Origin of the sequence: Acetobacterium bakii (assembly GCF_001263355.1) — a bacterium.
GTDB lineage: Bacteria > Bacillota > Clostridia > Eubacteriales > Eubacteriaceae > Acetobacterium > Acetobacterium bakii.
In genome coordinates this window covers 1-10,697 of the sequence record NZ_LGYO01000057.1, presented here as the reverse complement: position 1 = coordinate 10,697, position 10,697 = coordinate 1, and the positions used below count along the sequence as shown (strand labels likewise).

At 44.5% G+C, this 10,697-nt stretch carries 8 protein-coding genes; 4 read left to right on the top strand and 4 right to left on the bottom strand.

Annotated elements, in window-relative coordinates:
• Positions 1 to 73 precede the first annotated feature (73 nt).
• From AKG39_RS17315 to AKG39_RS20165, 3 genes are all read left to right on the top strand, one after another.
• Entirely contained in the window at positions 74 to 448 is a 375-nt protein-coding gene (locus tag AKG39_RS17315) for an ArsR/SmtB family transcription factor (protein WP_050741658.1), read from the top strand.
• A gap of 16 nt (positions 449 to 464) precedes the next feature.
• Positions 465 to 2,828, top strand: a complete 2,364-nt coding sequence (locus AKG39_RS17310; RefSeq protein WP_479714969.1) for a heavy metal translocating P-type ATPase — start codon at positions 465 to 467, stop codon at positions 2,826 to 2,828.
• Between the two features lie 226 nt (positions 2,829 to 3,054).
• Positions 3,055 to 3,231 carry a hypothetical protein gene (locus tag AKG39_RS20165; RefSeq protein ID WP_160316218.1) on the top strand — a complete coding sequence of 59 codons (177 nt, stop codon included), beginning with the start codon at positions 3,055 to 3,057 and terminating at the stop codon, positions 3,229 to 3,231.
• 163 nt (positions 3,232 to 3,394) lie between these two features.
• On the opposite strand, the gene AKG39_RS17305 is transcribed toward AKG39_RS20165, so the two are convergent.
• Positions 3,395 to 5,008: an NAD(P)/FAD-dependent oxidoreductase gene (locus AKG39_RS17305; RefSeq protein WP_050741656.1), complete on the bottom strand. Its 1,614-nt coding sequence runs from the start codon at positions 5,006 to 5,008 to the stop codon at positions 3,395 to 3,397.
• A gap of 386 nt (positions 5,009 to 5,394) precedes the next feature.
• Between AKG39_RS17305 and AKG39_RS17300 the strand changes: the two genes are divergently transcribed.
• Positions 5,395 to 6,363, top strand: a complete 969-nt coding sequence (locus AKG39_RS17300; RefSeq protein WP_050741655.1) for a DUF4349 domain-containing protein — start codon at positions 5,395 to 5,397, stop codon at positions 6,361 to 6,363.
• Positions 6,364 to 6,659: 296 nt separating this feature from the next.
• On the opposite strand, the gene larC is transcribed toward AKG39_RS17300, so the two are convergent.
• Genes larC through AKG39_RS17285 form a run of 3 tightly spaced genes read right to left on the bottom strand, consistent with a single transcriptional unit; the run spans position 6,660 to position 10,529 of the window.
• The gene (gene larC, locus AKG39_RS17295) at positions 6,660 to 7,811 is read right to left on the bottom strand and encodes a nickel pincer cofactor biosynthesis protein LarC (protein WP_050741654.1); all 1,152 of its coding nucleotides are present in this window, start codon (positions 7,809 to 7,811) and stop codon (positions 6,660 to 6,662) included.
• 55 nt (positions 7,812 to 7,866) lie between these two features.
• The gene (gene larB, locus AKG39_RS17290) at positions 7,867 to 8,616 is read right to left on the bottom strand and encodes a nickel pincer cofactor biosynthesis protein LarB (protein WP_050741653.1); all 750 of its coding nucleotides are present in this window, start codon (positions 8,614 to 8,616) and stop codon (positions 7,867 to 7,869) included.
• 56 nt (positions 8,617 to 8,672) lie between these two features.
• Complete coding sequence (locus tag AKG39_RS17285) at positions 8,673 to 10,529, bottom strand: non-ribosomal peptide synthetase (protein ID WP_050741652.1); 1,857 nt, start codon at positions 10,527 to 10,529, stop codon at positions 8,673 to 8,675.
• Positions 10,530 to 10,697: the final 168 nt, after the last annotated feature.

The following is a 10,697-nucleotide window of genomic DNA, read 5'->3' as shown; positions in this document are numbered from 1 at the left end:
TTGTTTCGTGTAAACTGGTAGCGAAGCTCGCGATAGTTTCGCAATTAAGCTAAAGAATTTAAAAGGAGATAATATGGTCAGTAAAAAAGAACCAATTGAACGGTGTCAGTGTGAAGTAATCCATGAGGATATTGTAAATCAGGTAAAAGCCAAAATGCCCCAGGAAGAAATCCTCTATGACCTGGCAGAGTTATTTAAGGTCTTTGGAGATTCCACCAGGATCCGCATATTGTGGGCTCTGGATGAGGCTGAAATCTGTGTTTGCGATATTGCATGCTTGCTTAATATGACCCAATCCGCCATATCCCACCAGCTTCGAATTTTAAAACAGGCGAATCTGGTAAAAAACAGAAAAGAGGGGAAAGTTGTATTTTACTCATTAAATGATGAACATGTCAAACAAATATTCAACCAGGGATTAACTCATATTTCAGAGGAAAACAACTAAAGGAGGAGCAGCGATAATGAAAAAGGAATTAGTACTCGAAGGCCTTTGCTGCGCCAATTGCGCCACAAAGATTGAACATGAAGTCAATGGTCTGAACGGACTCACAGCAACCATGAATTTCATGAATAAGGCATTGATTTTAGAAACCCAGTCAGAAAAATTTGATATTGATATACTGGAACAGGTTAAGGCCATCGTAAATAAGCATGAATCGAATGTTGTGGTAAAGGAAAAGTCGGTCGGTAAAGAAACAAAGAAAGTATTTGTCCTGGAAGGTCTTTGCTGTGCAAATTGTGCCTCGAAAATAGAAACAGAAGTTAATAAATTAGATGGTGTCAAGTTTGCTTCAATAGATTTTATGTCAAAAAAGCTGATCGTAGAAACTGAAACGACCCTTAGATTACAGGAGTTAAACCAAAAGATTGAGGGGATTGTAAAAAGAATTGAGCCGGATGTAAAGGTTATATTCCAGGGAAATACGGGGAAAGTTGAAATAAAAGAATCTTTAGAGATTGAAGTGGATGACGGGAAACTTCGTCGCAAGCTGTTGACGAAGCTTGTTATTGGTGGCGTACTTTTTGCAATCGCTATAATTTTTGATTTCCAGAATTGGCTTGAACTAACTCTGTTTTTGTTAAGTTATATCGTTGTCGGCGGAGACGTCGTTTTACGGGCAGTAAAAGGTATTGTCAGAGGCCAGGTATTCAGTGAACACTTTCTGATGAGCGTTGCCACCATCGGTGCTTTCTTCGTCGGTGAATATCCGGAAGGTGTTGCCGTGATGATGTTCTATCTGGTTGGCGAACTCTTCCAGGACATGGCGGTGGATCACTCCAGAAAATCAATCAGTGAATTAATGGATATCCGCCCGGACTATGCCAATCTCAAGGTGGGTGATATAATAAAAAAAGTATCGCCGGATGATGTAAACATTGGGGATATTATTTTGGTAAAACCCGGAGAAAAAATTCCTCTGGATGGTCGGGTTATTGACGGCTATTCGATGGTGGATACCTCGGCGCTAACCGGAGAATCCCTGCCACGGGAATTGGAACCGGGAAAAGATGCATTAAGCGGATTCATTAATAAAAACGGCGTGCTGACCATAGAAGTGACAAAAGATTTTGGCGATTCGACGGTATCTAAGATTTTGGATCTGGTTCAAAATGCCAGCAGTAAGAAAGCACCAACCGAACACTTTATCACAAAGTTTGCCCGTTATTACACACCGATAGTCGTCTTTAGCGCCTTAGCCCTGGCGATCATCCCGCCATTGGTGATTCCCGGAGCGACATTCTCGGATTGGATCTATCGAGCTCTGGTGTTTTTAGTGGTATCCTGTCCCTGTGCACTGGTGATTTCAATACCCTTGGGCTTTTTCGGGGGGATTGGCGGTGCATCAAAAAGAGGTATATTAATAAAAGGCAGCAATTACCTTGAAGCATTAAATAACGTGGAGACCATCGTATTTGATAAGACGGGTACCTTAACCAAAGGGGTATTTAAAGTGACAGAAATAAACCCTCAGAATGATATTACAAAGGAAGCATTAATCGAATATGCGGCCTATGCTGAAAGTTACTCAAATCATCCTATTTCGCTTTCGCTGATCAGTGCTTTTAATGCAGATATCGATAAGAAGCGAATAAAAAACTACCAGGAAATTCCGGGTCATGGAATCAAGGTTATCATCGACGGAAAAGAAGTTCTTGCCGGTAATGAAAAATTTATGAACAGTGAAAATATCATGATAGGCGATGTTGAGGCATTGGGGACCGTCATCCACATTGCTATCAACAATCGTTATGCCGGTAATATTATTATTTCAGATGAAATTAAAGAAGACTCAGCCCATGCTGTAAAAGCGCTCAAAGCCCTTGGTATCAAGAAAACCATCATGCTCACCGGCGATTTAAAGACCGTGGGTGACACAATCGGGAAACAGTTGGGCCTCGATGAAGTGTATTCCGAACTACTCCCCGGGGATAAGGTTGCAGAATTTGAACGGCTGGAAAACCAAAAATCCGCAAAAGGCAAAATTATATTTGTCGGTGATGGAATCAACGATGCTCCGGTACTGGCACGAGCCGATATCGGAATAGCCATGGGGGCCCTGGGTTCTGATGCTGCCATTGAAGCCGCTGATATTGTAATCATGAATGATGAACCGTCAAAAATAGTAACGGCCATAAAAATAGCGAAAAAAACACGACGAATTGTATTACAGAACATTGTATTTGCGCTGGGTGTTAAAGCAGTATTTCTTATATTGAGCACACTGGGTGTAGCATCCATGTGGGAGGCTGTGTTTGCTGATACCGGTGTGACATTGATTGCCGTTTTTAATGCCATGAGAGTCATGAATACCAAAAATATCTAAAAAGATTCAAAAGAAGAGCATAAAAAAGAATGCTAGCAGACAACGATTTACCATTGTCCCCAGGACGGTTTTCAGCAAAATCAGGGCATTAAAAACGGATACCCTATTTACATATAAATAACACTGGTGCATAATATAGGTAGTACGTAAATGAAAAGCTGGGAACAGAAACACCACCCACATTTTTAGACGGATTAAAGAATACGAAAACAGGGGAGGTGTAATAGTGGAAGAATGTGATTACAAATGCAAGTCATGCAAAGACTCGTGTATCACCACAGCCAGTACCGAAAACTTATTGGCCATGGGCATTAACTGTATGCGCTACAGCGGTGTGACACAAGAATATGCAGAGATGCAGGAAGCCATCGATCTTGAATTAAACACCAGAGATGATGCCTAAGCCATTAATAAATAATCAATGATGGTCGATCAAGCAAAAAAGTAAAGTCCTGGGGAAAATAATTTACCATTGTCCCCAGAATAGGTTTGCCAATAAACTAAGCAGAGGACATCCATAAAAGGTTGTCCTCTGCTTTTATCTTTATAAAATTGCCTAAATAGCCTTAGTTAAAAGGCACAAAAATTTTCATCACTTTTTCTGCGGTTTTCTGACCATCCACTGCCGAAGACATAATACCCCCGGCATAGCCGGCGCCTTCGCCCATGGGGTAGAGACCGGCAATGTTGGATGCATTATTTTCATCGCGGGTGATTCTCACCGGAGATGAACTTCTGGTTTCCACACCGGTCATAACGGCATCTTTCATGGCAAAACCTGCGAGTTTGGTATCAAAATGCACAAGGGCTTCTTTCATGGTTTCGATGATGTAATCCGGTAAACAGTCTTTTAGCGGGGCAAAGGTAAGACCCGGTTTATAGGTGGGTGTCACGCTGCCCCAGGTGGTACTGGTTTTATCGGCCAGAAAATCGCCGACCAGCTGGACCGGGGCACTGTAATTTTTGCCACCCAGTTCAAAGGCCAGGCGCTCCCATTTTCTTTGGAATTCGATCCCGGCCAGAGGATGGTTACTGTCGAAATCAGCAGGCTGTACCCCCACCAGCAGGGCTGAATTGGCATTTTCACCGTTTCTGCTGTGCTCGCTCATGCCATTGGTCACAACGCCGTTTTCCTCGGAAGCCGCAGCCACCACATAGCCCCCGGGGCACATGCAGAAGGTGTAGGCGGACCGACCGTTTTCACAATGGTAGGAAAGCTTGTAATCCGCCGCTCCCAATCCGGGATGGCCGGCAGAAACACCATATTGGGCCTGGTCAATGATTGCCTGGGGATGTTCGATACGCACACCGATGGAAAAAGGTTTCTGGGCCATGGCAATTCCGCTGTGATGTAAGGCTTCATAGGTATCCCGGGCACTGTGACCGATTCCCAGCAAAGCAATGGTACAGGAGAGCTCCTCCCGGCCATTGATCAGAAGACCGGTAAGACAACCGTCTTTAATAATAAAGTCAGTTACTTCCGATTGAAACCGCACCTCGCCGCCATGAGCAATAATTTCTTTTCTGATATTTTTCACGGTTTCTCGCAGCAGATCGGTTCCGATATGGGGTTTGCTCGCATACAGAATTTCTTCCGGTGCCCCGGCTGCAATAAAGGCTTCTAAGATGCTGCGACAGCGATTGTCATTGATTAAGGTCGTCAGTTTTCCATCAGAAAAGGTTCCGGCGCCGCCTTCGCCAAACTGCATATTACTTTTTGTATCGAGTATCCCGGTTTTCCAGAATGCGCTGATTTTAGATGCCCGGGTATCCACATCATCTCCCCGTTCAAGTACAATCGGTGCGTAACCATGCCGAGCCAGGGTTAAGGCGGCAAAAAGACCTGCTGGTCCCATGCCAACGATGACCGGTCGTTGGATCAACTTCTCATATCCCGTTTGCACCCCGCGATAGGTTAAATTTGGGGTCAGTTCAATGCCGTTTTTGCCATATCTTTTGAGCAGATTGTTTTCTTTTTTGGCTGAGACGTCAACGGTATAAATATAAACAATGGCATCCTTTTTTCTGGCGTCGATGGACTGTTTGAATATTTTAAAATCAATCAAGTCTTTGGGACTGATCATCAATTTAGAAAGGATGGCATTTTGCAAAGCCTGTCTTTCTGAAGCACGATCGGCCACTTTATTGATTCCTATTTTAAGATTTGCTATTCGAATCATTTAATCCTCCTGTTTTTATCCCGGCAACAGACTGTCTCGGAATAAATCTGAGAACAACCGCAGCTAGAGACCATAACTATTATTTATTTACCGGAATAATTATAACATGACCTTAACTAAAAACATAATCAAAAGGTTAATCCCAACACCTTGCATTTTGTGCCAGACAAGCAGAAAATTTCAAGGTTTTAAGGAGTCCCGACTAGCCCAAAAATGAAGGGCACCGCGGCGGATTTTCGGGGTTTTGATTGACGAAACAGGTAAGCTGAATTACAATTAAATCATTAAGTTTCGGATGGGTGGTTGGGCAGATATTTCTATGTACAGGCTAAACATGCAGAGCAGCCCAAAAGATATTATAAAAACAAGAATAAGGAGAGTAACTCATGAATTCTGACCCTGGAACTAACGAAAAAAGCCCAAATAATCGATGGCGTGACAGCGTAAAGAAATTTTATTTTAAGCATCCTTATGTGATTGCAATCGGAAGTATTGTGGTTTTAATGGTGATTGGATCAATCCTAATCAATTTATCCAACAGTAAAACAGAATTTTCAAACACCGATGCCCCAGTGAATATTGACCAGGGGATATCCAGTGAATCTGCGTCAAAAGATATGGTTAGTGGTGTTGAAACAGCGCCTGATGCGGCAGATTCGCAAATTCCCTTTGATGTTTCAAAAATAATCTATGCTGGGAATATCAGTCTTTATACCGATGATTACCAGAACACATTTGAAAAAATTGGACAATATGCAGTGGAACTAGGCGGATTTGTCCAGGATTCCAGTTCATCCTATGGGTCTGAAGATCAGAATACTGCCGCTGCCACGGGGTACATTATCATTCGTGTCCCGGCAGAAAAATTCACAGAAGCCATGAAAGAAATCCAGAAGCTCGGAAGTCCCATTAATTCCAGTGTCAGCAGCACCAATATTTCCCAGCAATATCAGGATATCCAGGGGCAATTGAATAATCTGAAAATACAGGAAGCCAGACTTCAGGAATATTTGAAGAGTGCTGAAAATATTAACGATTTGCTCTTAATTGAAACCGAATTAAACCGCATCAGAACAGAAATTGACAATCGGACGACGATGATTAGAAACTGGGATCAGGAAATAAACTACTCCACCATTTATGTTTCACTTATCGAACAGAAATTAGCCACAAGCAGTGTTCAATCACCCTTTGAAAATATACTCAAACAGATCAGCGAAGGGTTCATTGCATCAATCAATTTAATTTTAAACATATTTTCAGGATTAATTGTCTGGATTTTCAGACTTCTCCCCTTTGCGGCAATCATCGGCGTGGGGTACTTCATCTATCGACGAGTCAAAAAGAAAAAATAAACAGCCGTCAGCGGCTGTTTCAGACTGTTGTCAAAGCAGAAAAATAAGTCCTGGGGACAATCGTAACATCAGTTGTCGGCATCATGGCGAACAGTTCCAGCCTATCCGATCATGCTAGAGACAATGATTTACCATTGTCACCGGGACGTTTTATAGACAAGTAAACGTGAGTCCTGGGGACAATCGTAACATCAGTTGTCGGCATCATGGCGAACAGGCCCAGCCTGTCCGATCATGCAGCCGACAACGATTTACCATTGTCCCCAGGACGTTTTGTGACAAAAAAGTTAAGTTTTTTATTTGAGCTTTTCCACCATTTCCAAGACTTCCCAAAGAGAAACACCGGTATCTTTGGCAATGCGGCGGATATCTTCGTATTCGGGAGTTTCCCGATGAATGGTTCCGTAATCGGAAATTTTGATGGTGACATCACCCAATGGGGTGTTGATTTTTTTAAAGTGGCGATCCATGCAGACTCGGGTGACTGGATATTTTCGAATTCCAAGAGTGGAGGTTTCCCGTAGGATCAGATCCTCAATGACTGGAAGATCGACTTCCTTACATAAAACCGTCAGGTGAATGCCGGGGCGGTTTTTTTTCATATAAACCGGGGTATAAAAAGCATCCAGGGCGCCTTTTTCCATAAGGCTTTCAAGCACGTAGCCCGCCATTTCCCCGGTCATATCGTCCACATTGGTTTCAACCACCATGGTTTCATGGGGCTGGGATTTTCGCCCCTGGATAATCCGCAGGGCGTTGAGAACCCCAAAATCTTTGCCGCCAAAGCCGTATCCGGTTTTTTCGGGAATAAAGCTTGGGGTAGTCGGAGAGTAAGTTCCCAGTTCCGCTAAAATGGCAACCCCGGTAGGAGTGGCCGACTCACCGTCGATGGCCTTGGAATACATTTCAAAGTTGGATGCACAGAGAATTTCAGCGGTGGCTGGCGCCGGAACAGGAAGCAGTCCGTGGGCACAGCGAACCCAGCCGCTGCCGACATTTATTTTTGAGCCGTAAACAATGTCGGGTTTAAGGGCGTGATAACAAATAGCGGCCCCCACAATATCGACAATGGAATCCAGGGCTCCGACTTCATGAAAATGAACACGATCCACCGGGACATTGTGAACCTTGGCTTCGGCCACGGCCACCCGTTTGAATATGGCCAGCGCTGTTATTTTAATCTCATCCGAAAGGTCGGAGTCAACAATAATCTGTTTGATATCACCAAAATGCCGGTGATGGTGACCGTCTTCTTCAAGAATGACATGACATCGGGTTCCGTTGATGCCTTTCTTTAAGGTTTTTTCCGCCTTAATACGAAAACCCTCAAGCTTCAATTTTTTAAGCTCGGATTCTAAAAAATTCGGATCAATGCCCAGGTCAATAAAAGCACCCAAAACCATATCACCGCTAATACCGGAAAAACAATCAAAATATAAAACCTTCATGGGACGAACCTCCTTCGATGAGCGATGGAATCGCCCTTATGGATCATTGGATGAATTAAAGCTTATTAATCTTTGAGGCTAAACAGGCAGCCCCAAAGCCATTATCAATATTTACCACGCCAATGCCGCTGGCACAGGAGGTCAGCATTCCCAGCAGCGCTGAAATCCCGCCAAAGCTGGCCCCGTAACCAATACTGGTTGGTACCGCCACAATGGGCTTGTCACTGAGTCCGCCAACCACCGACGCCAAAGCGCCTTCCATACCCGCAACCACAATAATGACTTTGGCATGATTGATAATAGGTACATTGCCAAGCAGACGATGGATCCCGGCGACGCCGACGTCGTAAAGACGTTTCACCTGGTTACCCATGACCTCGGCGGTAATCGCCGCCTCTTCGGCTACGGGAATGTCGGCAGTACCGGCAGTGACAACTAAAATATAGTCTTCGGTGGTTTTATATTCGACCCGTTTGACCACAACCGACCGGGCTTCTTCATAATAGATAGCATCCGGACTAACGGATTTAATGGCCTCAAAAACATCTCGTTCAGCTCTGGAAGCCAGGATGTTTCCGGTTGAACGCTCCATCATGTTTTGCACGATCCCCTTAATTTGATCCAGGCTTTTGCCGGGACTGTAAATCACTTCAGGATAGCCATTTCTAAGCTCACGATGATGGTCGACCTTGGCATAGGTAAGATCCTCATAGGGAAGATTTTTAAGCTGCTCAAGGGCAGCTGGTATATCACATTGATCGTTTTTTACATCTTCCAATAATTTTGTTAATTGATCTACGTTCATGATTTCCTCCATGTATCATCTGAATTTTTGTATCGATGATGCAAATGTTTTGAATATTATTTTAAGGCCTGAAAATAATCGGTCATTTCCTTTAAAGTAAGCCGCCTGCGGATAACATCCGGGTCTAATATTTTACCATAAGTCTTTTCTAATTGGTATAAAAGATCAATGAGTCCCAGAGAATCACCCCCAAGATCAAAAATAAAATGACTGTTTAGGCTGATGTCGGCAATGGGAATGTTAAGAATCCGTTCCCAGTGCTGGGCCATTTCTTTGTAGTGGCCGTCAAGCTCGGTTAGGGAAGCCCCAGCTAAGGAAAAGGACTGATCCTCATAGTCACCCTGTTCCCAGCCAATGGCCAGGGTCAGACGATTGATTTTACCAGAGGTCGTTTTGGGAATGGTATCAATGAGAACCCCCCAGTGAATGGGAAGCTGCCAGGTTTTTGAGATGGCGTGGCTTCCGGAAATAAGGACTTCAGGACTGCTGGCATCACTGAAAAGAATCAGACAATTATCCTGGGTCTGGCGATCCTTCCCCTGGACCAGGATGAGGTTAGTTACTTTAGGAAGCCCCTGTTTTCCGGTTTTCTCCAAATCCGAGACCAGGTAATTTTCGCCATTAACAATGATGATGTCTTTGTATCGACCAAAAACAGTCAGCCAGCCGTTTCTGAAGAATCCCAGATCACCGGTATTAAACCAGCCGTCGGGATCAATGGGCGAGCTTTCATTTTTATTTTTCGAGTAATACCCGGTCATCACATTGGTGCCGCGAATATGAATCAGGCCCAGATATTCCGAATCAAGGATATTCCCTGTCAGGTCTTTAATGACCACTTCATTGCATTCATCTAAAACGCCCACCGCCACCCGGCTGATGGTGTCATCATCGGGATCACAGAAAAATAGCTTCTCTCCGATACCAATGCCGCTGCCCAGGAAATGGTCCACCCGAAATTTACAGCCATAGGGGGTATAGGCAACCCCCATGGTGGTTTCGCTGAGGCCATAGGCGGGTTTGAGCGTATCTGCTGTCCAGCCCATTGGCTTGGCGGCGGTTTCAAAGGCGGTCAGGGAATGGGGATTGACATCTTCACCGCCACAAAAACAGATGTATACCGAAGAAAGGTCAAGATCCGGATTTTCCCGAATGCCAACCTTCAGCAACAGTTCGATGCCAAAGAGGGCCGCACCAGTGACAGTGGCGGTAAAATCCGACAGCTTTTCAAGCCACCGGTTGGGGTTTTGCACAAATTGTACAGGGCTCATCAGATACTGGGGGAAATTATTGACAATGGGAACCAGGTGATAGCCCACAAAACCAAAGCAATGAGAAAGGGGCAGCCAGCTTAAATAACGCTCCCGGGTATTTTCTCTGACAATAATACTGCTGGCGATACCGCCTTCATAGAGGTTTTTCTGGGTCAGAATGGCCCCTTTGGGGCTTGATGCGGTGCCCGAGGTGAACTGGATCATGCCCGGATCACTGTCCAAAACCGGTGCAATTTCACCGGGTGTACTTTCTACCAGAGCCCGAAACATCAGGATATTTTTTTCAAAAAGGGCGGTCATGCCGTCCAGATCGCAGATGAGATGCGGCGCATCAAGGGTCCCCAGAACCGATTGCAGATACTCCCGGGACTTTTCATCCTGGGCAATCGGAAGGATGGCGGTCACCATGCCGCCTAGAATTCCCGCCCAGAAAGCAGTCACCTGGGCCCGAATACTTTTAAGCTGGAAAACAAGAAGGTCTCCTTTTTTGAGACCTTCTGATTGTAATCCGCCCAGAACCATCTGTGCGTTTTCGAAAAGTGAAGCATAGGTTTCGGTCAGCTCCTGACCATCGGCTTCAAGATAGGTGATGGTTTCCAGACTGTTTTTCAGTTGAATAAATGAATTTTGAATATTCATGAAAGTCTCCTCATTGGCGCTGTCAGACAGTCAAATCTTTCTGTTTGGCTTCAACGATTAACAATTGTCGTTAAAGCCTTCTTAGGAATTGTGTGACTGTCGAATATAAAAAGCAAAACTTAATACCCAGCAGTGGGTTTATACAAACAATTTTGTAACGTCGAGGCG